Genomic DNA, 25,029 nt, shown 5'->3' with positions numbered 1-25,029 from the left:
CGGCCTGCCTGGCCAACCCCGCCCGATGAATCATGTCGGGCTTTTTATTGCTCGTCTGCCAGACGTTTCGCACCGTTGCAGTGCGAAACGTCGGTGTGTCATGCCAGCGCTTTCAGCGTGGCATCGATTTCCAGCAGAACCGAAGCGTCACCCTTTTCGCCCCAATAGAGCGCGATCATCTGTTTGTCGGCCTCGACCTTGAAAACGTTGCCCGGCAATTTTTCGAAATGATTCAGCAGCAGCGGTTCTTCACAGACTTCCTGCCACTGATTGACCCACACACCCGGTGATTTCTGCCAATACGTCCAGCACTCCGGCTGCTTGCCGCACCGTGGCCGATGGTATTGCGCGCACGGGTTTGGCGGCTCCTGAGACAACCAGTGCGGCCACTCCTGCGGCGCCAACTGCATGGCCAGCCCGATACGCCGGGCCTCCGTGCGCAAGGCTATCCGGCCACTCTGTGCACGGGACGGACGCAACCACGCCAGAGGGCTCAACACCACCAGCAGGATTGACACCACCAGCCAGACCGTCATATGTGTACTCCCGTTTTGTCATGAGCCCATTGCGTCACTTTGGAACCAATGCGCTTGAAACCAGCCATACTTAACAATATTGATCCCTCACGAGGAGCACCTCATGCCCTACCACCATATCCTGGTCGCCGTAGATCTGACCGAAGAGTGCGACCCTGTGATCCACCGCGCCCGAGAGCTGTCGGTGAGCAATGGCGCCAAGCTGTCGCTGGTGCATATCGTCGAACCGATGGCCATGGCCTTCGGGGGTGACGTGCCGATGGATCTGTCACAACTGCAACAACAACAGTTCGATCAAGCCAAGGAACGCCTCGAGCGCCTGAAGCACAAGTACACCGAACTGGAAGGCTCCAACTGCCACCTGACCTACGGCCAGCCACGCCAGGAAATCCACCACTTCGCCAAGGATCAGGAATGCGACCTGATAGTGGTCGGCAGCCATGGCCGACATGGTCTGGCGCTGTTATTGGGTTCGACCGCCAACGATGTTCTGCACGGTGCACCTTGCGATGTGCTGGCGGTGCACCTGGTCAAACGCTGACCCCAGGCACTTGTGAAAAGCTAAAAAGCCCGACGTCCATCACTGGACGCCGGGCTTTTTCATGCCTGGAAACAATCAGGCATCCAGCTCGGCCCAACGCTCCACCAGCGCATCCAGCTCAGCCTGCAACTGCTCAAGCATTGCAATCACCTTGGCCGTTTCGGCCGGCGGACGCTGGTAGAAGCCGGCTTCAGCCATTTCAGCCTCCACAGCAGCAATCTGCTGCTCTTTGGCGTCGATGTCGCCCGGCAAAGCTTCCAGCTCGCGCTGAAGCTTGTAGCTCAGTTTCTTCTTCGCAGCCGGGGCCGTAGCGACAGGCGCGGCAACCGGGGCCGGTTCGGCAGTGACCACCGCCGAATTCAGGTCAGCCTTGCCGGATTTGCTTTCAGTCACGCCCAACAGACGCGGCGAACCGCCCTGGCGGATCCAGTCCTGATAGCCGCCGACGTATTCGCGAACCTTGCCTTCACCTTCGAAGACCAGGGTGCTGGTAACCACGTTATCGAGGAATGCCCGGTCGTGGCTGACCATCAGCACGGTGCCGTTGAAGGTCAGCAGCACTTCTTCGAGCAACTCGAGGGTTTCCACGTCCAGGTCGTTGGTCGGTTCGTCGAGCACCAGCAGGTTTGCAGGTTTGCTGAACAGTTTGGCCAGCAGCAGGCGCGCACGCTCACCACCGGACAACGCCTTCACCGGCGTGCGGGCACGCTGCGGGCTGAACAGGAAATCACCGAGATAGCTCAGCACGTGGCGGCTCTGGCCATTGATATCGATGAAATCGCGACCTTCGGCGACGTTGTCGACCACGGTCTTTTCCAGATCCAGCTGATGGCGCAACTGGTCGAAGTAGGCCACGTCAATTTTGGTGCCCTCTTCCACCTTGCCGCTGGTCGGTTGCAGACCGCTGAGCATCAATTTCAGCAGGGTGGTCTTGCCGGTACCGTTGGCGCCGAGCAGGCCGATACGATCGCCGCGCTGCAGCACCATGGAGAAATCGCGGATCAGGAACGGACCGCCCGGGTGCGCGAAGCTCACGTTATCCAGCACCATCACCTGCTTGCCGGACTTCTCCGCTGTTTCCAGCTGGATGTTGGCCTTGCCGGTGCGCTCTCGACGCTCGCTGCGCTCGACACGCAGGGCCTTCAACGCACGCACGCGGCCTTCGTTACGGGTACGACGGGCCTTGATGCCCTGACGAATCCACACTTCTTCCTGAGCCAGACGCTTGTCGAACAGCGCGTTGGCGGTTTCTTCAGCGGCCAGTTCGGCTTCTTTGTGGACCAGGAAACTGGCGTAGTCACCGTTCCAGTCGATCAGGCCGCCGCGATCCAGTTCGAGGATGCGGGTGGCCAAGTTTTGCAGGAAGGAACGGTCGTGCGTGATGAACAGCACGGCGCCCTGGAAATCCTTCAGCGCTTCTTCGAGCCAGGCAATCGCACCGATGTCCAGGTGGTTGGTCGGTTCGTCGAGCAGCAGCAGATCCGGCTCGGACACCAGCGCCTGGGCCAGCAGCACGCGACGACGCCAGCCACCGGACAACTCGGCGAGGGTCTTGTCGGCCGGCAGTTGCAGGCGGCTCAGGGTGCTGTCGACCAGGGTCTGCAAGCGCCAGCCGTCACGGGCTTCGAGGTCGTGCTGGACGTGCATCAGCTTTTCCAGATCAGCGTCGGTAACGATGTTCTGGCTCAGGTGATGGTATTCGGCAAGCAGCGCACCCACACCGTCGAGGCCTTCGGCCACCACGTCGAACACGGTCCGCTCGTCGGCCACCGGCAATTCCTGCGGCAATTCGCCGATTTTCAGACCGGGGGCACGCCACACGGCGCCGTCGTCAGGCTTCTGGTCGCCCTTGACCAGTTTCATCATGCTGGACTTGCCAGTGCCGTTGCGACCGATGATGCACACCCGCTCACCACGGGCGATCTGCCAGGACACCTTGTCCAACAACGGCATCGCGCCGAATGCAAGGGACACATCGCTGAATTTGAGCAGGGTCATGAGCTTCTCCAAAAACCGGGCGCGCATTCTACCTGAATCGAGGGCCGAACAGGCCGGCAATTTCGCCGCTGACGTACTCTGCACAACATTTGTTGCGAACTTGTGCCGCAAGGCCGGCAAAGCTTTCGCCGTCTGCTGGCAAAAGGCTAAGCTACAGACAATTCAGTGCCGCCCACGCTGGCACTTGTCATGATTTCTCTGCCCGGATGTCTCATGCGCAGTCGCCTTCTCAGTGTTTTGTCCTGTTTGCTACTCACCGCCGCTGCTGCTCAATCCGCCCAGGCGGTGGACCTGTCCACCCAGCGCCAGTATTACGATGAGGCCAAGCGCGCCCTGGCCAAGGGCGACACCGGCCCGTATTTCCGTTACAGCCAGGCGCTCGCCGATTATCCGCTGGAGCCGTATCTGGCCTATGACGAACTGACCGCCCGCCTGAAGACCGCCAGCAACGCGGAAATCGAGAAATTCCTCGCCGAACACGGTGACCTGCCCCAGGCCAACTGGATGAAGCTGCGCTGGTTGCGCTGGCTCGCCGACCGTGGCGACTGGGCGACCTTCGTCAAGTATTACGACCCGAAACTCAACTTCACCGAACTGGACTGCCTGAACGCGCAGTACCAGATCAGCAGCGGCCACAAGGCCGAGGGTTACGCCAATGCCGACAAACTGTGGCTGACCGGCAAATCGCAACCCGCCGCGTGTGACGCGCTGTTCGGGATCTGGGCCGCCGACGGCCAGTTGACCGAGCAAAAACGCTGGGAGCGCACCAAACTCGCCGCCCAGGCGCGTAACTATCCGTTGGCCAACAGCCTGGTCAACGGCCTGACCACACTGTCCCCACGCGGGCGTCTGCTGGTGGATGTGGCGCAGAAACCTGAACTGCTCAACCAGCCATCGCGCTTCACCCCGGCCGACGAACCGATGTCGGACATCGTCAGCCTCGGCCTGCGTCGTCTGGCCCGTCAGGATCCGGACAAGGCCATGGATCTGCTTGATGGCTACGCCAGCAGCATGCATTTCTCGCGGGATGAAAAAGTCGCCATCGCCCGGGAAATCGGCCTGACCCTGGCCCGTCGCTTCGACAGCCGCGCGCTGGACGTGATGACCAAATATGACCCGGAACTGCGCGACAACACAGTTTCCGAATGGCGCCTGCGCCTGCTGCTGCGCCTGGCGCGCTGGGACGATGCCTATCAGTTGACCCGCCGCCTGCCGCAGGATCTGGCCACCACCAACCGCTGGCGTTACTGGCAGGCCCGGAGCCTGGAACTGGCGCAACCGCAGAACCCGGAAGCACAGACGCTGTACAAGAGCCTCGCACGGGAGCGGGATTTCTACGGTTTCCTGGCTGCCGATCGTTCACAGCTGCCCTATTCGCTGGTCAACAAGCCGCTGGTACTCAGCCAGGCCACCATCAATAAGGTGCGCAACACCCCCGGCGTGCGCCGCGCGCTGGAATTCCACGCCCGTGGGCAGATCGTCGACGGACGTCGCGAGTGGTACCACGTCAGCCGCCATTTCAACCGCGACGAGATGGTCGCCCAGGCCAAACTGGCCTACGACCTGAAGTGGTACTTCCCGGCAATCCGCACCATCAGCCAGGCCCAGTATTGGGATGACCTGGACATCCGCTTCCCGATGGCCCACCGCGACACCCTCGTGCGTGAAGCCAAGGTCCGTGGCCTGCACTCGAGCTGGGTGTTCGCCATTACCCGTCAGGAAAGCGCCTTCATGGACGACGCCCGCTCCGGCGTCGGCGCCAGCGGCCTGATGCAGCTGATGCCCGGCACCGCCAAGGAAACCGCGCGCAAATTCAGCATTCCGCTGGCCTCGCCGCAGCAGGTGCTCGATCCGGACAAGAACATCCAGCTCGGCGCCGCCTACCTGAGCCAGGTACACAGCCAGTTCAACGGCAACCGCGTGCTCGCCTCCGCCGCCTACAATGCCGGCCCCGGCCGCGTGCGCCAGTGGCTGCGCGGTGCCGACCACCTGAGCTTTGACGTGTGGGTCGAAAGCATCCCGTTCGACGAAACCCGCCAGTACGTGCAGAACGTGCTGTCCTACTCAGTGATCTACGGCCAGAAACTCAACTCGCCGCAACCGCTGGTGGACTGGCATGAGCGGTACTTTGACGATCAGTGATCGTGCAAGGATCGACGTAAACAAAAATGCCCGCATCGAGAGATGCGGGCATTTTTTTGGGATCAGCAATTGGTTAACCGTGCTGCAACTTCACCAACTGAAATCTGCCGCTCGAAGTCAGCCGGTACTTCTGATTCGGGCTCCTCGGCGAGTCGGGATCAGTCATCTCGATCAATTCACCCACTAAAGCGGGTGTCAGGTAGTTCGCGCGAAAAGTAGCCTTGTGGACCAGACCCAGCGCCCCCATCAGCTCGTTGACACTGAGTGGAGCGCTATCAACGAGTAGCTGAAGCAGCTTTCTTACTTGGTCGGTTACTTGGTCGGTTACTTGGTCGGTAGAAGGCTCATTTTCAATAGCCTCGCGCAACGCCAGGTTCAGCGCATTCAGCATGTACTCCACGAACGGCGCTGATTCCGCCATTCGGTCAGCAGCCGACAACGCCGCGTAATAATCATCCTGCTGCTCGCGAATCACCGCCTCGACAGGCAAATACGCCAACACCGGTCGCCATTGACTGAGGATCAACGTCTGCCATAGCCGCCCCATTCGACCATTGCCATCGGCAAATGGATGGATGAACTCAAACTCGTAGTGAAAGACACAACTGGTAATCAGCGGATGCCAGTCCGAAGCCTCGAGCCACGCCAGCAAGTCGTCAACCAAATGGGCAATCCTGCTTGGCGGCGGAGCCATGTGGACCAGTTGTTCGCCACGATAGATACCGACTCCCGCTCGACGAAAGCGACCAAAGTCGTCAATCAATCCATGCATCAACAATTCGTGAGCACGCAGCAGGTCGGAACGATTACCGGGTTTCCAGTCAGTCAAGCACTCATATGCGGCAAAAGCATTGCGCACTTCCTGAATTTCCCGAGGCAGACCCAACACCCTTTGACCGGCCAACACAGCAGTTACCTGTTCGACACTGAGGGTGTTGTTCTCAATGGCCAGAGAAGCCTGGATCGTTCGAATACGATTCCCACGACGCAACTGAGGTGTCTGTCGCCCACTGTCAGCAGCCGAAAGCTGACCGATCTGCTCACTGATCTCTGCGATCAACGCAAGCATTCGAGGCGTCAGGGTCAACGGGGGTTGGTAGCGGCTCATATCCTTTCCAGATGCTTCTCAATGGTCGCCATAATGCCCGATGCCATCGAGCTCGGCAGCCATATTCAATGAGCTTTTTGCCCATCACTGAACTGCAACGCCGCCAACCGCGCATACAACGGATTGCTGGCAATCAACTCCTGATGCGTGCCGATCGCCACCAGCTTGCCCTGGTCCATTACTGCAATCCGGTCGGCGTTTTTCACCGTGGCCAAGCGGTGGGCGATTACCAGCGTGGTGCGGTTCTGCATCAGGCTGGGCAGGGCTTGCTGGATCAGGTGTTCGCTCTGGGCGTCGAGGGCGCTGGTGGCTTCGTCCAGCAGCAGGATCGGTGCGTCGACCAGCAACGCCCGGGCGATGGCCAGGCGCTGGCGTTGTCCACCTGACAGGCCGAGACCACCGTCGCCCAGATGGGTCTGGTAGCCGTCGGGCATTTGTTCGATGAAGTCGTGGGCGTGGGCGATTTTCGCGGCTTCCTGCACCTGCTCCAGGGTGGCGTTCGGGCAACCGTAGCGAATGTTTTCTTCGACGCTGCCGAAGAACAGCGCCGGAGTCTGCGAAACCAGCGCGAAACAGCGGCGCAAGTCCAGGGGATCAAGACTCGTCAGCGGCACGCCATCGATCAGGATTTGCCCTTCGCGTGGATCGTAGAAACGCAGCAACAAGTCATACACCGTGGACTTGCCCGCACCGGACGGACCTACAAGCGCAAGGGTTTCGCCCGCGTTGACCGTCAGATTCAAGCCGTCAACGGCAAAGCTTTCGGGACGCGAAGGGTAGGAAAAGCGCACGTCCTGCAACGCTAGCTCGCCTTTGATCCGCTCCGGCAAGGTTACCAGCCCGTCTTTCGGCGGCTGGATAATGTTCTCGGAACGCAGCAGTTCGGCAATGCGCTCGGCGGCGCCCGCTGCGCGCTGCAATTCGCCGATCACTTCGCTCAACGTGCCAAACGCACTGCCGACGATCAGGCTGTAGAACACGAACGCCGCCAGCTCACCGGCAGAAATTCGTCCGGCAATCACATCCATCCCGCCGACCCACAACATCACCGCGACGGCACCGAGCACCAGCACGATCACCAGCGTAATCAGCCAGGCCCGCTGGAAAATCCGTTTGCGTGCGGTTTCGAACGCCTGCTCGACGGTGCCGGCGAAGCGTTGTTCGTCCTGAACCTGATGGTTGTAGGCCTGAACGGTCTTGATCTGGCCAAGGGTTTCCGAGACATAGCTGCCAATGTCGGCGATCCGGTCCTGGCTCAATCGCGAGAGATTTCGCACACGTCGCCCGAAAATCAGGATCGGCGCAATCACCAGTGGCAGCGCAATCACCACGATACTGGTGAGCTTGGCATTGGTGATGAACAGCAGCACGACACCGCCAATGACCATCAGCAGATTGCGCAGGAACAGCGACAGCGACGAACCGATCACCGATTGCAGCAACGTCGTGTCAGCGGTCAGGCGCGACTGGATTTCCGAACTGCGGTTGTCCTCGTAGAACCCGGGATGCAGGTACACCAGATGGTTGAACACCTGCCGACGAATGTCGGCCACCACCCGCTCGCCGATCCATGACACCAGATAAAACCGGGCAAAAGTGCCGACCGCGAGCCCCAGCACCAAGAGCATGAACAGGCCAATGGACTGGTTGAGCAAATGCGGCGACTGGGTCATGAAACCCTGATCGACCAGCAGCTTGATGCCCTGCCCCATCGATAAAGTGATGCCGGCCGTGACGATCAGCGCGAGCAGTGCGCCGAAGGCCTGCCATCGATAAGGGGCGAGAAAATGACTGGTCAGGCGCAAGGCCCGGCGGTGTCGCGAGGAGAGCATCGGGATCATTCAGGTTCACGTCGTGTGCTGATTAATGGGGCCAGCCTGGACACTCAATGGGGTGGAACTCTGCAAATCACAATGAGTCAGGTTAATTATGACCGGCCAGACTACCCCCTAGATGCTATCGGTCTAATGTCCGGGTTGAGACGAACGGTCATTTCTGCTTGAGTGAAGATACCGTTCCGGAAAGATCGAAGGGAGTTGTCACAGCCTGGTCACCTGACGGTTTTATTGTGCTTACACAACCTGATGAGGAGACAGGCCATGTCCTTGCAACACAGCAGCGACGACAAGATTCAAGTGATCCGCACCAAGCCCGGCCAACCTCTGGGTTGCTCGATTATCGATAAGGATGGGCGTGAAGTGCCAATCACTGAAGACATGATCCAGAACGCTTGCCGCGAACTGGAGAAGCGATTGGTCAAGCCTGCCGAACAAAAGTGATGTAGCCACCGTCTTCCTGACCCGGCCCCTGCAGGCCGGGTTTTTTCTGCCCGCGGTTTATACGGCCACAGCGCCCAGCGCCGTCACGATCTGCCGCAGGGCCGGCGAATCACCGTCAATCCGCACCTTCAGCCCTTCGATCTCGCGCCGTACCGGATACTGCTTGCGCAACACATCGAACGCCGCACGTTGCTCGCCAACACTACCCAACAGGGTGCGACGGAAATCCGCATCGTCCCGGCGCGGGTCATACACGCCACGGCACAACATCGCCAGCGCCCAGGCCGGATCGCTGTCGGCATGCAGGGAAACTTCCGACAACCACGGTGCCGGCAACAGGTCGCCGAGCTGAATGCTGGCCGGCTGACCGATGAAATCGCAATACGCCTGATAGATTTGCGCCGTGCCGCGCTGTTTGCCATCGAGGCTGTAACCGGCGATATGCGGAGTCGCCAGCACACAGAGTTCTGCCAAGGCGACATCGACTTCAGGCTCGGCTTCCCACACATCGAGGACCGCTTGCAAGTCTTCACGCTCCAGCAGCACTTCGCGCAACGCGACGTTATCCACCACCGGACCACGGGCGGCATTGATCAGCCAGGCGCCGGGCTTGAGTTGCTGCAAACGTTGCTCGTCGAACAAGTGCCAGGTCGCGCCTTCACCACTGCGGGTCAGCGGGGTGTGCAGACTGATCACGTCGCACTGCTGGATGATCTGCTCCAGGCTGACATAGTCGCCGCCCTCGGCCGCCTGACGCGGCGGATCGCAGACTTTCACGTTCCAGCCCAGCCCTTTCAGCACCTTGATCAAGCGACCGCCCACTTCGCCGGCGCCGATCACACCGTAGGTGCGCTCACTCAAATCGACACCTTCGATTTCAGCCAGAGTCATCAGGCTGCCCAGCACATAATCCACCACACCACGAGCATTGCAGCCCGGCGCGCTGGACCAGGTGATGCCGGCCTCGTTGAAGTATTCGAGATCCAGATGATCGGTGCCGATGGTGCAGGTACCGACAAAACGCACCTGGCTGCCTTCGAGCAACGCGCGGTTGACGTTGGTCACCGAGCGCACCAGCAACACGTCGGCCTGTTCGACCGTAGCCCGGTCAATGGAACGGCCCGGCACCCGGCGGATCTCGCCGAAACCGGCAAAAAAGGCATCGAGCAGCGGGATATTTTCGTCGGCAACAATCAGCATGGCGGGGCTCCTTGGGCGGATCGGCAGTGTAGGCGCTGGGACTGCGATGAGCCAGCAGGCTGTTCGATTACAAATCCGCAACAGAGGATTTTTCCTGACCATAACGTCAGCGGCGTAGAATGCCCGGCCTTGCGCATCAACCCCTGTGGACGCTTTGCCTGTGAACTCCGTAACCGAACGCCCTGACGCCGTTTCCCTCAACCGCCCTGCCCGGGTTCGCCTGGAGCTGAAGAATCTGCTCGGCCTGGCCCTGCCGATCATGATCGCGCAGCTGGCAACCACCGCCATGGGCTTCGTCGATGCGGTGATGGCCGGGCGCGTCGGGCCAAAGGATCTGGCGGCCGTGGCATTGGGCAACTCGATCTGGGTACCGGTGTTTCTGCTGATGACCGGCACCCTGCTCGCCACCACGCCGAAAGTCGCCCAGCGCTTCGGCGCCGGCACCCACAGCGAGATCGGCCCGATCGTGCGTCAGGCATTGTGGCTGGCGCTGGTGGTCGGACTGATGGCGACCGGCTTGCTGTTCAGCGCAGAACCGATCCTGCACCTGATGAAGGTCGATCCGGAACTGATCGGCCCGTGCATGCAGTACCTGCACGGCATCGCCAGCGGTCTGCCGGCAGTGGCCTTCTACCATGTGCTGCGCTGCACCAGTGACGGCCTCGGTCGCACCCGCCCGGCGATGGTGCTGGGCCTCTGTGGTCTGGCGCTGAACATTCCGCTGAACTACGTGTTCATTTACGGCCACTTCGGCGTGCCGGCCATGGGCGGCGTCGGTTGCGGCTGGGCTACGGCGATCGTGATGTGGGTAATGGCGCTGGGTCTGGCCGGTTACGAGCGCTGGGCGCCGGCCTACAAGTCGAGCGAACTGTTCAGCCGTTTCGACTGGCCGCAATGGGCGGTGATCAAGCGCCTGCTGGCCATCGGTCTGCCGATTGGTATTGCGGTGTTTGCCGAGTCGAGCATCTTTGCGGTGATTGCGCTGCTGATCGGCAGCCTTGGCGCCACCGTGGTGGCCGGGCATCAGATCGCGCTGAACGTCAGCTCGCTGGTGTTCATGATTCCGTATTCATTGGGCATGGCCGTGACCGTGCGGGTCGGCCAGGCATTGGGCCGTGAAGAACCCCGTGAAGCGCGTTTTGCGGCGGGTGTCGGCATGGGCACCGCGCTGGCCTACGCCTGCCTGTCGGCGAGCATGATGCTGCTGATGCGCGAACACATTGCAGCGATCTACACCTCGGATCCGATGGTGATTCACATCGCCGCGATGCTGATCGTGTACTCGGCGCTGTTCCAGTTCTCCGACGCGATCCAGGTGACCGCCGCCGGCGCCCTGCGCGGTTATCAGGACACGCGGGTGACGATGATCCTGACCCTGTTCGCCTACTGGGGCATCGGCCTGCCGGTGGGTTACGCCCTCGGCCTGACCGACTGGTTCGGCGAGCCACGCGGCCCGAGCGGCTTGTGGGAAGGCCTGATCGTCGGTCTGAGCTGCGCGGCGCTGATGCTGTCGATCCGCCTGACGCGCAGTGCGCGCAAACGCATTCGCATCAGCCGCTCGATGGGCTGACCGGCCATAAAAAAAGACCTGCAATTGCAGGCCTTTTTTTTGCCTTCCGATCAACCGGACTTCTTGCGAATCCAGTACAGATAGGTCCCGGCCTCTTCGTGCTGCCCCACCAGTTCATGGTCGAGAAACACGCAGAACTTGGGGATGTCGCGACGGGTCGACGGGTCGGTGGCAATCACCTTGAGCAGGCCGCCGGGCACCAGGTCACGGATGTGCTGGTGCAGCATCATCACCGGCTCCGGGCAATTGAGGCCCGTTGCGTCGAGGGTGCCGTCGACCGGCGTATTGATCATTTCACTCATGATTCACTCCTGAAACTGGCCGGCATTGTCGCCCAATGCCGGGTGTTCGGTCACCTGTCGCGCGCTCAGCGGGCTTTGGCTTTCTTCACGTCATGGCGGCGCAAATGGCAGGTCACTTCCTCGCGGTCGTGGTACAGCTGCTTGCAGCCGATGTCGACCTTGATTCCCCGGGCCTTGAAACCATCGGCGATGCGCTCCAGCAGACGCTTCACTTCGGCGTATCGCTGCTTCATCGGCAACTTGAGGTTGACCACCGCTTCCCGGCAATGCCCCTCGCCGATCCACTCTTCAAGCATCGCGGCGTTGCGCGCCGGCTTCTCGACGATGTCGCAGACCATCCAGTCCACTGGCTGTTTGGGCTTGAAGGTGAAACCGTCAGCCATCAAGTGCTGTACCAGACCGGTGTCCATCAGGCTTTCGGCCATCGGGCCGTTATCGATGGCTGTCACCAGCATGCCGCGATTGACCAGTTGCCAGGTCCAGCCGCCCGGCGCCGCGCCGAGGTCGACACCGGTCATGTCGCTGTGCAGGCGCTCGTCCCACTGATCCCGGGGGATGAAGTGGTGCCAGGCTTCTTCCAGCTTCAGGGTCGAACGGCTTGGCGCCTCACGCGGGAACTTCAAACGCGGAATGCCCATCGGCCACATCGCCGAGTTACCGGCATCGGCCAGACCGAGGAACACCTCTCGACCGCTTTTGAAGGTCAGCAGCAGGCGCGGCTTGCCGGCGTCGTCCACCAGTTTGCCGGCGCCGGTCAGCGCCTTGCGCAGCGGGCCTTCGAACTTCTTGCAGAAATTCGACAGTTCCTTGCCGTCATTGGTGTCGACGACTTCCAGCCACAGGCTGCCGCACACCGGGAATTCGGCCATGTGCGCGAGGATCACGCTGATGCGGTCGGTTTCCGGCAGATCGATGAAAAACCCGCGAGCCCATTGGCGCGGGAAGATCAGCTCGGCGAAACGCTGGCCACGCATCAGGCGCTCGGCGCCGTCTTCTTCGGTACAGACGAACTCGGCGCAAGCGGTCGCCGGTTTGGCCTTGGCGTAGCCGGCCACGTTCAGTTGGGCGGCGAGGTCGGAAATCTCCGAGCAGACTTCGCCTTCGAAGCCCGGCCGGCAATGCATGAATAGGGTGTTCATTCTTACTCCTGGGCAGAGGGCGATCATTCATCCCCTGCGCGATGTCCAGACTTGCGTCAAAGCAAAGCCTGTCACGAAAACCGGCGCATGATAGCCGATGTCGGAACCTTGGACTTGCCCATAGAGTCCAGTTATTAGCCAGCTACTGAAAACAGGGCTACGTTGATAGCTCTGCCCGTCCCCTCAGTCCGTAGCCGTGCGGACTCAAAGGAGTGATCGTAATGCCGTCCCTCGATAGTCTGAAATCCCTTAAAACCCTGAAAGTCGACGACAAGACTTACCACTATTTCAGCTTGCCGGATGCCGCCAAGACCTTGGGCGTTCTCGACAAGCTGCCGATGTCACTGAAAGTCCTGCTGGAAAACCTGCTGCGCTGGGAAGATGAAAAAACCGTCACCGGCGCCGACCTCAAGGCGATTGCCGCGTGGCTCAAGGAGCGTCGCTCCGACCGGGAAATCCAGTACCGCCCTGCCCGCGTGCTGATGCAGGACTTTACCGGCGTCCCCGCCGTGGTCGATCTGGCCGCGATGCGCGCCGCAATGGCCAAGGCCGGCGGCGATCCGCAGCGAATCAACCCGCTGTCACCGGTGGATCTGGTGATCGACCACTCGGTGATGGTCGACAAGTTCGCCAGCGCCAGCGCATTCGAACAGAACGTCGACATCGAAATGCAGCGCAACGGCGAACGCTACGCCTTCCTGCGCTGGGGCCAGAGCGCCTTCGACAACTTCAGCGTGGTGCCGCCGGGCACCGGGATCTGTCACCAGGTCAACCTCGAATACCTCGGGCGCACGGTGTGGACCAAGGACGAAGACGGCCGCACCTATGCCTTCCCCGACACGCTGGTCGGCACTGACTCCCACACCACCATGATCAACGGCCTGGGCGTACTTGGCTGGGGCGTCGGCGGGATCGAGGCGGAAGCGGCGATGCTCGGGCAACCGGTATCGATGCTGATTCCCGAGGTGATCGGCTTCAAACTCACCGGCAAACTCAAGGAAGGCATCACCGCCACCGACCTGGTGCTGACCGTGACCCAGATGCTGCGCAAGAAAGGCGTGGTCGGCAAATTCGTCGAGTTCTACGGTGACGGCCTCGCCGACCTGCCGCTAGCCGACCGCGCGACCATCGCCAACATGGCCCCGGAATATGGCGCGACCTGCGGCTTCTTCCCGGTGGATGACGTGACTCTCGAATACCTGCGCCTTTCCGGCCGCCCCACCGAAGTGGTGAAACTGGTCGAGGCTTACACCAAGGTCCAGGGCCTGTGGCGCCTGCCCGGTCAGGAGCCGGTGTTCACCGACAGCCTGGCACTGGACATGGGCAGCGTCGAAGCCAGCCTCGCCGGGCCGAAACGCCCGCAGGATCGCGTCTCGCTGCCGAATGTCGGCCAGGCGTTCAGCGACTTCCTCGACCTGCAATTCAAACCCGTCAGCAAGGAAGAAGGACGCCTGGAAAGCGAGGGCGGCGGCGGTGTCGCGGTGGGCAATGCCGATCTGGTCGGCGAAACCGATTACGAGTACGACGGCCATACCTATCGCCTGAAAAACGGTGCCGTGGTGATTGCCGCGATCACGTCCTGCACCAATACCTCCAACCCGAGCGTCATGATGGCCGCCGGTCTGCTCGCGAAAAAAGCCGTGGAAAAAGGCCTGACCCGCAAACCGTGGGTGAAAAGCTCACTGGCACCGGGTTCCAAAGTCGTCACTGACTATTACAAGGCTGCCGGACTGACTCAGTACCTAGATCAACTCGGGTTTTCGTTGGTGGGCTATGGCTGCACGACTTGCATCGGCAACTCCGGGCCGCTGCCGGAACCCATCGAAAAAGCCATCCAGAAAGCCGACCTGACCGTGGCTTCAGTACTGTCCGGTAACCGCAATTTTGAAGGCCGGGTGCATCCGTTGGTGAAAACCAACTGGCTGGCCTCGCCACCGCTGGTCGTCGCCTACGCCCTGGCCGGCACCGTGCGCACGGACATCAGCAGTGAACCGCTGGGTCAAGACAAGCAAGGCAATCCGGTCTACCTGCGCGATATCTGGCCGAGCAGCAAGGAAATCGCCGACGCGGTGAATCAGGTCAACACGGCGATGTTCCACAAGGAATATGCCGAGGTGTTCGCCGGCGACGAACAGTGGCAGGCCATCGAAGTGCCGCAAGCTGCCACCTATGTCTGGCAGGATGACTCGACCTACATCCAGCACCCGCCGTTCTTCGATGACATTGCCGGGCCTTTGCCGGTGATCACCGATGTGAAAGGCGCACGAGTGCTGGCGTTGCTGGGCGATTCGGTAACCACCGACCACATCTCCCCCGCCGGCAACATCAAGGCTGACAGTCCGGCCGGGCGTTATCTGCGGGAAAAAGGTGTGGAGCCGCGGGACTTCAACTCCTACGGCTCACGCCGGGGTAACCACGAAGTGATGATGCGCGGCACCTTCGCCAACATCCGTATCCGCAATGAAATGCTCGGCGGGGAAGAAGGTGGCAACACAATCTACATTCCGACCGGGGAAAAACTGGCGATCTACGACGCGGCCATGCGTTATCAGGCCTCGGGCACGCCGCTGGTGGTGATTGCCGGGCAAGAATACGGCACCGGTTCCAGCCGTGACTGGGCGGCCAAGGGCACTAACCTGCTCGGGGTGAAAGCGGTGATCGCCGAAAGCTTCGAACGCATCCACCGTTCCAACCTGGTAGGCATGGGCGTGCTGCCGCTGCAGTTCAAGCTCGATCAGAACCGCAAGAGCCTGAACCTCACCGGCAAGGAAACCCTGGAGATTCAGGGTTTGACCGGTGTCGAGCTGACGCCACGGATGAATCTGACCCTGGTGATCACCCGGGAAGACGGACGTCAGGAGAAGATCGAAGTGCTGTGCCGCATCGATACCCTCAACGAGGTGGAGTACTTCAAGTCCGGCGGGATCCTGCATTACGTGTTGCGACAGCTGATCGCCTCGTAAAACCTGCAAATGCAGAAACACCGCCAGATCGGCGGTGTTTCTGTTTGTGGGCGACACTTTTCTGCGGACGAAAAAAAACCCGCCGAAGCGGGTTTTTCCCAAGACCATTATCGACTCCCTGTCGGCAGCGATCCTTGCATATGGTCGATCATCCATGATCCTGAAACACTCCCTGTGCTTCAGTTGATGAGGCTAGATTACGCTGTGGATCCAATCGGCAATAGTCGAAAAAGCTACCAGCGCGTGTAAGACATTCGCCATAGCACCCCTTCCGAAAACCCTTAGACGTGTCGGGCATTGAGTGCAACAGCCGCCAGATCCGCGACTTTCAGCTGTCCGGCGGCGGCTTTCTGCTCGTCATCCTCCATGAACCATGCGGCAGACAGTCCGGCAAACGCCAGTACCCATTGCAGAAGGCGTTTTCGCTCAAGTCCCGCCGTTTCACAGATCACATCGACCTGCCGTTGAAAGCGTTCAAGATCGGCAGCCGTCGGCAGTTCCGGATTGCAGATCAGGTTGGCGTAGTCATAACCACGCTCGCCCCGCACACGTTTCGGGTCAATGGCCAGCCAGCCACGCGGGCCGAAATCCAGGACGTTGTCGTGGTGCATGTCGCCGTGCAGAACCACGATGTCCCGGGGCTCGGCGAGCAAGGTTTCAGCCATTTGCAGGCAGATAGAATATTGGCCGCCGTATCGGGCGGCGGCCACTCGCAGCGAGGCAAACCAAGGCGCCAGCTCCACCAGTGTTGGTGGCTTCGCAGGGCGCGGTGCATGCAACCGCGCCAATGCCCGGCACATGATCCGGGTGGCCTCGTCATCCTCGCCATTGAGCGCCATGTGCATCAACGAACGCCGGCCCATTGCCCGCTCCAGCAACAGGCCGTCCTCGTGATGAGCGAGCACCCGGGCGGCGCCATTTCCGTCCCACCAGGTCATCAACAGGTTGCCGTACTTTTCCTCGTCGTCCACCGCGACTTTCAGCATCGCCGGTACGTCGCCCTGACGCACCGGCAACAGCTTGCTGCCCGGCGTGATGATCGGAGCACCGTCGGGCACCAGCGCCCAACGCTTCAACCACGGGTCAAACCATTCGCTGTCAGCCACCTTCACGCTCGCGTGCCCTGTCGGTCTCGGCGAGAAAGTGTTCGAGCCTGCTCAACTGCTCTTCCCAGCCACGGCTGTCCATGTAATACGCTTCTTTCTGACGCACATCGGGAATATGCGCAAAACCTGACTCGGAGACCTTCAGCAGCGTGCCGTTTTCATAGTCCTGCAGCTCGAATTTGACCAGCGTGGTCGGTTCCTGGGAGTAATCGATTTTCGGGTTCACCGCATACGGGTGCCAGCGAAAGGAAAACAACTGCTGGGGCTCGACCCGCTCCACCAGCACGTTCCAGAGCACATGTTCATAACCGGGGTACGTGACCTGCCCCTGCGTCCACTCGCCGGCGATAAACCTCCGCCCTTCCAGAGCCACGCCAAACCACTGGCCAAACGCCTCGGCATCGACCAGCGCACGCCAGACATGGGAGCGCGGCGAGCGGAGCATGATTTTACGTTCAAAGCTGTTGGGTACTGGTTTCATACGTCACCTCCTGTTTTGAACAGTAGGCTTGTATGACCACATGTCCAATGCGAAGTTGTATCAAACGACTGATCGAAGTCATCCTTCGCCTGTCTACACTGCACATCTCTTCACCGCAAACAGCGAGAAATCCCATGTCCCCACGCCTGCTCCTGGCCCTGACGCCTTTTCTTTTCACTTCCATCGCCCACGCCGCTGTCGACTGCGCCAATGCCAGCGATCAGGCGACGATGAATCAGTGTGCCGGGCAGGAATACAAAGCAGCCGACAAGGAACTGAATGCGGTGTACCAGCAGATCACCGCGCGTTTGAAGGACAACGCCGAGGGCAAGAAGCTGCTGATCAGCGCACAACGAGCGTGGATCGGGTTTCGGGACGCCGAATGCAACTTTTCGGCGTCCGGGGTGGCAGGCGGGAGTGTTTATCCGTTGATTTACAGCAACTGCCTGACATCGGTGACCAAGGTGCGTACCGAGGCCCTGAAGCAGTATCTGAAGTGTGAGGAAGGTGATTTGAGTTGCCCGGTGCCGGGGGCCTGATATTCAGAACCTTTGAAGGCCTCATCGCTGGCAAGCCAGCTCCCACATTGTTTTGGTGTCGTTCACCAACTCCCTGTGGGAGCGAGCCTGCTCGCGATAGCGTCATCCCTGACACTCCCCATCAACGAACAAATATCTGCGCCGTAGTAATCGCCATATCCCCACCCGGCAACTTGATGCTGCCGGTCTGTTTCATGGTCTCGGCATCGAAGATCGCCACGTCGTTGAACGTCCCGGCCAGGTAGATCTTGCTCCCTTCCTTGTTGAACGAAATGCAGTAGTAGGAATGGTCCAGCGTGGCTGCCTGGATCAGCTTCTTCTGCTTGATGTCGTACTTGGCCAGACGGTTGAGCACGCCGAACATCAGATTCGGGTCCTTCGGCGAGCGCATGCCGCTGAAATAGATTTCGGTCAGCGGGCCGAAGTCGGTGGTTTCGGTCTTGCCGGTTTTCAGGTCGACGCTGAACAAGCCGTACAAGTATTCAGCGGTGGCCGGGTCCTGTTTCTTGTCCTTGAACTTCGCTGCCGTGTACAACAGCGAAAAATCGTGGCGATAGGTCTGCTGGTTCCACACGTAGAGCACGTCCGGCGCGCTGTAGTTCGGGCGTTTCCAGTGACGGCTGGGGATCAACACGTCGAACTTGCCGCTCTTCACATCGACCTTGTACACATCAGCGCCAGCGACATACAGCGTGCCGTCATCGCCGCCCTGCATGATCGTCAACTGCCGTGGCGCCGGGAAGCTGCGAACCGGTCTGGCGTTCATTCCGGCGTCAGTGGCGTAGACGTCCAGACGCGGCTGCTTGACCTCGTAGTGATCATTGAGCATCAGCGTCGGGTTGGCGATGGTGTACAGCTCCTTGCCGTCGTGGCTGACGGTGAAGGCAAACATCGACCGTGCCTTCTCGCCCGGCTGCTGGGTGATGCTGGCATGAAACACCTGCTTGCAACTGTCCAGCTCGACACCGTAAACGTCGGCGTAATGGTTGTTCAGCACGTACGCGGTCTTGCGATCCGGCGACAGCTGCACGGTGCCGGGGCCGAAGGCATCGGGCATCTTGCAGGTCTTGTACAAGGTGTCAGTCGACAGGTCGATGACGTGCAGGTTGTTCGGGTAATTGGTGGTCAACATGTACTCGTGACCGTCTTGCAGCGCGGTGTTTTCATCGGCCAGAACCGGGAGCGCACAGGCGCTCAGAACCGCGAGTGCGGCAAGGCCGCAGGCTTTGTTGAGGCTAGGCATGCTGGAATCCTTCTTTTTGTCCGGAAAGGTCACTTGTCTTTCGGGAAGACAGTGCCGAGGTTGCGCCAGTTGTCGTTGGACGCCTGGGCATCCTTGTTCCAGTCCGGGTAGGTGCTCATCATGTCCGGCACCTGGGCCGGCCACCAGCACGGGTCGGAGCAGCCATACAGGTCGGCTTCCATCGGCTGGCACAGCGACGACACCCCGCCGAACGCATCGATTTCCCAGCCCGGGTCGGTGGTCGAGGCACAGCCGGCGACCGAGCTCATCGCCACCACCTCTTCAATGCGGTTCTCGTCCGCGGCCTGATCCAGCTTCAACGCTTTGTTATTGATTGCCTTGAGATGTTTCATATCAGTGAGCCTTGCGCGGAGTGATGTAGCTGCTGATGAACGCAGGGTTGGCGGCCATGATCCGGGTGTAGACCTCGATGCCGAAGTCGACCCAGTCACGCATCAGTTCGCAGTAGTGATACGTCGGATGGGCCGGGTCGCCGTAGCGGGCATAGCTCTCGTGGTAGCAGCCGCCGGAACACAGGTTGCGGATCTGACAGTCATGGCAACCGGTGTTGGTGCGGTCCAGGCGCAGGGACAGAAAGTCGTTCAACTCGACCTGTTTCACCCCGCTGTGAACGTTACCGAAAGTCGGCAGCGACGAGCCGGTAAAGCGATGGCACAGGTTCAATTCACCCTTGTGATCGACCGCCAGCATCTTCAGCCCGGCACCGCACGGCAGGGCTTTTTTGTGGCCTTCATGGATGTCGGTGATCAACTGGTGCAGGTTGGAAAAACCGATGTTGCGGTGTTCCAGCGCCGCTTCCAGATAACGCCGACCCAGGCGTTTCATGCTGGCGAACACTTCGATCAATTCGTCGTTGGTCAGGTTGAAACTGCTGATATCGCCGGACGTCACCGGAGCAAATCCGACCTCGGCAAACCCCAACTCGTTGAACAGGTGATCCCAAATGGTTTCAACGTCGGTGACGCCGGTAGTCAGGGTCACCCGCGCGCCCACCGGGCGACTGTTGTAGCGCGACAGCAGCATTTCGGCCTTGCGCCGCACCACGTCATACGTACCCTGCCCGCCCACGGTGATGCGGTTGCGGTCGTGCACCGTTTTCGGCCCGTCGATACTCACCGACAGACCAAAGCGGTGGGCATTCAGGTAATCCACGGTTTCTTCGGTGAGCAGCGTGGCGTTGGTGGTCATCACGAACTCGACGAACTTGCCGGCCTCGGCAAACCGTTTCTCGCAGTAATCGACCATGTACTCGATCAGCTTGCGATTGCTCAGCGGTTCGCCGCCGAAAAACACCACGGTGAAGCGCTCTTCATCGGGGGATTCACGCAGCAGCATTTCCACTGACGCGATGGCGGTTTCGACATCCATCTTCTTGCCGGCGGACGGCTTGTCGAGGTCTTCCTTGTAGCAGTAGGTGCAGCTCAGATTGCAGCCAGTGTTGACGTTGAGTACCACGGTGTTGATCGCGGTGCGCTCGACGCGTTTGACCGCGATGTCCGGGGTCAGCGGCGAGCCATCGCTGACCAGTTCCAGCGAGATCAGCTCGCGCAGGGTCTCGTTGATTTCCTCGCCGTTGAACCGCGCACCGAGGCGCTGGATCAGGTCTTCCGAGGAGCAGCCAGGGCCGCGCAAAGCATCGATGATGGTGCCGGTCAGTTCATCGCTGGCGAACAGCGAACTGCTGGGGATATGGAACAGCATGCGGTCGGCGTCGACGTGCACTTCGTGCAGATTACGTTCGACCAGATTCAAGATAGCGCCCATTGCAAACCTCCTGTGCAAGCCCCGCCTGACGGGACTTGCGGTCATTCCGAAAAGTGTCTGAATCGCTGCTCTTCAGGACAACTCAAGGAATGGGTGGATTGTTCCAGCGTTGCACAGTGACGATCAGGTGGCCTTCGCCGGTCAGGGATTTCCCTGCGTCGTCGACGGCGGCGATCACCTTGAGGTTGCCGGCATTGTTGGTGGACATCTTGCGTGCCGGATTCGGCCCGGCATCGCCCGGGGTGAACACGCCCGCGTCGGTCTGCATGGTGCCGGCGAACTTGACGTCTTCGTCCTCCTTGGCGCGCTCGTCGAAGGCTTCGACCTTCCATTGCGCCGGGAACACGCCGATGCGATACGGCTTGCCGTCGGCGCCCTTGCCCCAGGCTTCGGCGTCGAAGCGGCCCTGGACTTTCGGCGTCGAACCGCCGCCCTCGCCGATGCGCGCCACCGAGAATTCCGGCACCACTTTGACCGAGGCAATCGTGCTGTACACCGACAGGCTCGGGCCTTTCAGGCTGCCGACGCTGACGGCGCGCAGGCCCGGCTGGGCATTGGCTGCGGCTTTGACCTTGACCTTGATCCGCTCGGCGTTCTGCTCGACCACTTCGACCACGTCTACGCCTTTGCCGAAATTCGGCTTGCCGCTCAGACCGCTACCGATCAGTGTCACTTCGGTTTCGCTGCCGGCCTTCACATAACCCGGCTGCACCGCCAGCAAGCGCTGGGAACCCTGTTTGGCGGCAACGAAGTCCAGACCGCGCTCATCGTGCTCGGCCTCGAACATCCGGCCCTGCATGGCGTTGCCTTGTGCAGCGAACACCTGACGCATCGTCACGCCATCGACGGTCACGTTGCCGCGCCATTCGTAGCCGCTGTAGAGGATCGCACTGCCATCGCCGTTGAACGGGCTGCCATCGGCATATTGACCTTTGACGGCAACCTTGAAAGTGTCACTACCATCGGCGGTAACGCTCATGATGCCGGCCAGTTCACCCTTGCCCGGCAGGTGGCCGCTGAAGCTCCAGTCGCCGATCAATGCTTCGGCTTTCGGCGCGGTTTTCACCCAGGCCTGCCACTCCGGGTTATCCAGCGGATAACGTTTGGCCAGCAGCGGGACCATTTCCTTGCGGGCGATATCGAACCAGTCGCGATCACGGGCCAGCGCCTGATACTCCAGCGACGGCCACTGGCCGAGGTGGAAATTCACCAGGCGCTCCCATTCCTGGGCCGGACGCCGTTGCAGGGCGATCCGCGCACCGGAGTGGCAGCGGCCGCACATCTGCGCGGTTTTCTCGTCGAACTGCTCGACGGTGTTCAACCGACGTTCCAGCGCATAACGCACGCCATCGGTTTCGCTGGGCGCCAGGCCCTGGGTGTCGGCCAGGTATTTGACCAGTGTGCGGCGGTCTTCATCGCTGATCTGCAGACCGTGCATGGTCTGCATGCGGGCGATGCTCATCAGCCAGCCTTCCGGGGTCTTGCGCTGATGACTGATACGGCTCAACCGGTCGCCGGCTTCAGGGGTATGACAGCCCTGGCAGGTTTCCTTGAGGATGGTCTGGGCGTCACGGGCTGCCAGGCTGTGGGGCGAATGCAGGGCCACGCAAGCGGCCACGGCCAGCAGGCTGGCGCTCATGCCTGATCGGAGTTTTCTCTTCATCAACGTCGAACCTCGCACGGTGCTTTCTTATTTTTGTGGCTTATCGTTTTTATGGTTTCTGCCGTTCGTGGCGATGCACGGACGGAGGCAAGCGAAACGTCTGAGGTGAGCAATACACGGAGCGTGCCAGCTTGCCGATAAGCTGTTCAATCAAGCAGTTACGCGCTCATCACAGTGTCGCGCCAATCTTTGCGTGGCCTCCCGGCGTCCAATTTCGCGACAGCTGTTGCAGTCTGAGACAAGCACAGTGCAGCGCCAAAAGCCCGGTTGCCGACGACTGACCGTCCGATATCAAAGTGCCTGCTACGCTTGCTGTTCGCACACTCCGTGCGTCACGCCTCAAACCACCGAAAACCTGAGGAATGGAATCATGGGATCACATGGACAGGGTCAAGGCTGCACCCATTGCGGCTGCGAAAACCCGGTATGGAATACGCTCAGACACACCGTCGACCTTAAAGCCTTCGCAGGCAAGGTCGCCGGGCTGCTACCGGAACCCGGCAGCGAATCGTTGATCTTCACCGGCGGCACCATCTACCCCCTGATAAACGGCAACATGGATGAGCAGGTCGAAGCCCTGGGCATCCATGGCGGTGACGTGGTTGCGTCGGGCACCCTCGCCCATGTGCAGGAGCGCATGAAGGCCAAGGGCATCAAGTACAAGATTCAATCGCTGGAGAAAAGAACCCTGCTGCCGGGACTGGTCGAACCGCACGCTCATATCGTGCAGTCGTGCGTCATGAGCAACTGGCGGGACCTGGGGCCGATCGACGACTTCACGCAACAACTGCGCCCCCTCTACAACTGGGACTACCTGGTGAGGCTCATCAAAGATGACCTGCCCAAAGACAACAAGACCTGGATTCTCGGGCACATGGTCGATCCGGCGCTGATGCCACTGATCGTCGACAAGAACGGGCAAAAACAACTGACCCGCTTCTATTGCGACGCCAGTTTCGACCCGGCTCAGGACAACATCGGCAATCTGGACAGCATCGTCAGCAAAAGTCCGTTGCTGATGATGAGCGCCTCCATGCACACCGTTTACCTGAACACTGCCGCGACCAACGCCGTGTATGACCACCAGTGCAAAAAGGATCCGGACTTCAAGAAGCAATACCCGACTGCCCAGGCGTTTGTGAACGCCACGCAAGGCGTCCTGCAGGAAGAGGCCGGGGTCATGCTCGCCATCAGCGCGATTCCGCTCATACAGGCGCTCGATGTGGTGAACATCTTCAAATACATGAAGAAGTACTTCGACAACGCGTCCAGCCGGGGCATCACGCTGCTGTACGACGCCATGGTGGATCCGGTATCCAAGGTGATTCTGGAAGCCTATGGCCTGACACATCCGCGTAATCTGCGCGTCGGGTATGCAGCGGCCTGTAATGGTGTGGATTTCAGCAAGATCGAAAAATACAAACCGGTGACCAAAGAAGCCGCACGACTTTTTTATCAAGGGTCCGTCAAGCTGATCTCCGATGGCTCGAATCAGGGCCTGACCGGCTACCAATCCCGGAAATACTGCTGCGATGCCACCTCCCCATATGGCAACTTCAACTTCGTCGACGCCGATGACAAAGAGCCAAAAACGCTGCCCGACACCTACGAAAAAACATTGAAGGAAGCCGTGAAAACCGGCTGGCCACTGATGATCCATGCCAACGGCGACCGGGCCATCGCGTTCACCTTGCAGGCTTACAAGGAGGCGTTGAACGGCCAGAGCGGCCTGGCAAAACGCCATCGCATCGAACACTGCTCAATGCTGAGCAATGACACGCTCGACCAAATGAAGGATCTGGGCATCTCTCCCAGCTTCCTGATCGGTCACGTCGGTTATTGGGGGTATGCGTTCGAACAGGCGATTTTCGAGGAACGGGCCAGCGAAATGCTCGACCTGTGCCAGGACGCCCTGGACAGGGGCTTGCGCATCTCGTTGCACAGCGATTGCACCGTCACCCCGTTGGGGCCGTTGCGCTCGATGGAACAGGCGGTGACCCGCAAGATGGAAGGCATACGCGACAAGAACGGTACGTTTGTCAAAGACGCAGCCCGACAACCCGTGCTCAACGAAGGGCAATGCCTGACCCGCCAGCAAGCGCTCAAAGCCATCACCTATGACGCTGCGTGGCAGTGCCATGCCGATGCCTTTACCGGTTCGCTGCAGGACGGGCATTTCGCCGACTTCGTGATTCTCGGCGAGAACCCGCTCGATGAAAAGGTTGCGGCTACCAGCATCCGTGACATCAAGGTCTGTGAAACCTGGAAAGGTGGACACAAGGTGTACACCCATCCCCTGCCCTGACCGATGAACGCCCGATCACCCGGCAACCACGCCGGGTGATCGGTTTCGGCAAATAACCGAGCCCGAATCTAGCGAACGGAATTATCCGGGTGAACCTTGTAACACCCACAAAACTCGCAAACCGTCGAA

The 25,029-nt window shown here is 60.3% G+C and carries 20 protein-coding genes; 7 read left to right on the top strand and 13 right to left on the bottom strand.

Annotation, left to right across the window (positions count from 1 at the left end; genetic code table 11):
• Positions 1–98: 98 nt before the first annotated feature.
• On the bottom strand, positions 99–536 hold the full coding sequence (locus AC07NR_RS27535) for a hypothetical protein (RefSeq protein WP_495079876.1): 438 nt from the start codon (positions 534–536) through the stop codon (positions 99–101).
• Between the two features lie 103 nt (positions 537–639).
• Between AC07NR_RS27535 and AC07NR_RS27530 the strand changes: the two genes are divergently transcribed.
• Positions 640–1,077 (top strand): universal stress protein, encoded by a 438-nt coding sequence (locus AC07NR_RS27530; protein ID WP_047295289.1) that lies wholly within the window; start codon positions 640–642, stop codon positions 1,075–1,077.
• Positions 1,078–1,152: 75 nt separating this feature from the next.
• Here AC07NR_RS27530 and AC07NR_RS27525 read toward each other — a convergent pair whose 3' ends face one another.
• A complete protein-coding gene (locus tag AC07NR_RS27525) occupies positions 1,153–3,075 on the bottom strand; it encodes an ATP-binding cassette domain-containing protein (RefSeq protein WP_248741239.1) in 1,923 nt (640 codons plus the stop codon).
• A gap of 213 nt (positions 3,076–3,288) precedes the next feature.
• Between AC07NR_RS27525 and AC07NR_RS27520 the strand changes: the two genes are divergently transcribed.
• A complete protein-coding gene (locus tag AC07NR_RS27520) occupies positions 3,289–5,217 on the top strand; it encodes a transglycosylase SLT domain-containing protein (protein ID WP_248741238.1) in 1,929 nt (642 codons plus the stop codon).
• 73 nt (positions 5,218–5,290) lie between these two features.
• Here the strand turns inward: AC07NR_RS27520 and AC07NR_RS27515 are convergent, their stop codons facing one another.
• Complete coding sequence (locus tag AC07NR_RS27515; RefSeq protein ID WP_495079875.1) at positions 5,291–6,325, bottom strand: Fic family protein; 1,035 nt, start codon at positions 6,323–6,325, stop codon at positions 5,291–5,293.
• Positions 6,326–6,390: 65 nt separating this feature from the next.
• The gene (locus AC07NR_RS27510) at positions 6,391–8,166 is read right to left on the bottom strand and encodes an ABC transporter transmembrane domain-containing protein (RefSeq protein WP_495079874.1); all 1,776 of its coding nucleotides are present in this window, start codon (positions 8,164–8,166) and stop codon (positions 6,391–6,393) included.
• 258 nt (positions 8,167–8,424) lie between these two features.
• On the opposite strand from AC07NR_RS27510, the gene AC07NR_RS27505 reads away from it, so the two are divergent.
• Positions 8,425–8,604: a PA1571 family protein gene (locus AC07NR_RS27505; RefSeq protein ID WP_065260694.1), complete on the top strand. Its 180-nt coding sequence runs from the start codon at positions 8,425–8,427 to the stop codon at positions 8,602–8,604.
• A gap of 57 nt (positions 8,605–8,661) precedes the next feature.
• Here the strand turns inward: AC07NR_RS27505 and pdxB are convergent, their stop codons facing one another.
• Positions 8,662–9,804 (bottom strand): 4-phosphoerythronate dehydrogenase PdxB, encoded by a 1,143-nt coding sequence (gene pdxB, locus AC07NR_RS27500; protein ID WP_248741235.1) that lies wholly within the window; start codon positions 9,802–9,804, stop codon positions 8,662–8,664.
• 160 nt (positions 9,805–9,964) lie between these two features.
• Between pdxB and AC07NR_RS27495 the strand changes: the two genes are divergently transcribed.
• Entirely contained in the window at positions 9,965–11,374 is a 1,410-nt protein-coding gene (locus tag AC07NR_RS27495; protein ID WP_495079873.1) for an MATE family efflux transporter, read from the top strand.
• Positions 11,375–11,424: 50 nt separating this feature from the next.
• Here the strand turns inward: AC07NR_RS27495 and tusA are convergent, their stop codons facing one another.
• Positions 11,425–11,676 (bottom strand): sulfurtransferase TusA, encoded by a 252-nt coding sequence (tusA, locus tag AC07NR_RS27490; protein ID WP_011335204.1) that lies wholly within the window; start codon positions 11,674–11,676, stop codon positions 11,425–11,427.
• Between the two features lie 65 nt (positions 11,677–11,741).
• Positions 11,742–12,815: a 23S rRNA (cytidine(2498)-2'-O)-methyltransferase RlmM gene (gene rlmM, locus AC07NR_RS27485; RefSeq protein WP_495079872.1), complete on the bottom strand. Its 1,074-nt coding sequence runs from the start codon at positions 12,813–12,815 to the stop codon at positions 11,742–11,744.
• A gap of 221 nt (positions 12,816–13,036) precedes the next feature.
• Here rlmM and acnA point away from each other — a divergent pair, with 221 nt between their 5' ends.
• On the top strand, positions 13,037–15,778 hold the full coding sequence (gene acnA / locus AC07NR_RS27480; RefSeq protein WP_495079871.1) for an aconitate hydratase AcnA: 2,742 nt from the start codon (positions 13,037–13,039) through the stop codon (positions 15,776–15,778).
• A gap of 281 nt (positions 15,779–16,059) precedes the next feature.
• On the opposite strand, the gene AC07NR_RS27475 is transcribed toward acnA, so the two are convergent.
• Positions 16,060–16,884 carry an aminoglycoside phosphotransferase family protein gene (locus AC07NR_RS27475; RefSeq protein WP_423203966.1) on the bottom strand — a complete coding sequence of 275 codons (825 nt, stop codon included), beginning with the start codon at positions 16,882–16,884 and terminating at the stop codon, positions 16,060–16,062.
• A complete protein-coding gene (locus AC07NR_RS27470) occupies positions 16,877–17,365 on the bottom strand; it encodes an SRPBCC family protein (protein WP_085713126.1) in 489 nt (162 codons plus the stop codon). The genes AC07NR_RS27475 and AC07NR_RS27470 overlap by 8 nt, the downstream gene beginning before the upstream one ends.
• Before the next feature lie 134 nt (positions 17,366–17,499).
• Here AC07NR_RS27470 and AC07NR_RS27465 point away from each other — a divergent pair, with 134 nt between their 5' ends.
• Positions 17,500–17,904: a lysozyme inhibitor LprI family protein gene (locus AC07NR_RS27465; protein WP_423203967.1), complete on the top strand. Its 405-nt coding sequence runs from the start codon at positions 17,500–17,502 to the stop codon at positions 17,902–17,904.
• A 121-nt stretch (positions 17,905–18,025) separates the two neighbouring features.
• Here AC07NR_RS27465 and peaD read toward each other — a convergent pair whose 3' ends face one another.
• The 4 genes from peaD to peaA all read right to left on the bottom strand — a co-directional run bounded on the left by peaD (position 18,026) and on the right by peaA (position 22,595).
• A complete protein-coding gene (gene peaD / locus AC07NR_RS27460) occupies positions 18,026–19,147 on the bottom strand; it encodes a quinohemoprotein amine dehydrogenase subunit beta (protein ID WP_423203968.1) in 1,122 nt (373 codons plus the stop codon).
• Between the two features lie 29 nt (positions 19,148–19,176).
• Complete coding sequence (gene qhpC, locus AC07NR_RS27455) at positions 19,177–19,500, bottom strand: quinohemoprotein amine dehydrogenase subunit gamma (RefSeq protein ID WP_008016081.1); 324 nt, start codon at positions 19,498–19,500, stop codon at positions 19,177–19,179.
• Between the two features lies 1 nt (position 19,501).
• Entirely contained in the window at positions 19,502–20,932 is a 1,431-nt protein-coding gene (peaB, locus tag AC07NR_RS27450) for a quinohemoprotein amine dehydrogenase maturation protein (protein ID WP_495079870.1), read from the bottom strand.
• Positions 20,933–21,014: 82 nt separating this feature from the next.
• Complete coding sequence (gene peaA, locus AC07NR_RS27445; RefSeq protein ID WP_423203970.1) at positions 21,015–22,595, bottom strand: quinohemoprotein amine dehydrogenase subunit alpha; 1,581 nt, start codon at positions 22,593–22,595, stop codon at positions 21,015–21,017.
• Positions 22,596–22,965: 370 nt separating this feature from the next.
• Here peaA and AC07NR_RS27440 point away from each other — a divergent pair, with 370 nt between their 5' ends.
• Complete coding sequence (locus AC07NR_RS27440) at positions 22,966–24,900, top strand: amidohydrolase (protein WP_495079869.1); 1,935 nt, start codon at positions 22,966–22,968, stop codon at positions 24,898–24,900.
• Positions 24,901–25,029 lie beyond the last annotated feature (129 nt).

The sequence above is a fragment of the Pseudomonas sp. GW821-FHT09C09 genome, from assembly GCF_059418105.1.
This window is presented reverse-complemented; position numbering and strand designations above follow the sequence as displayed.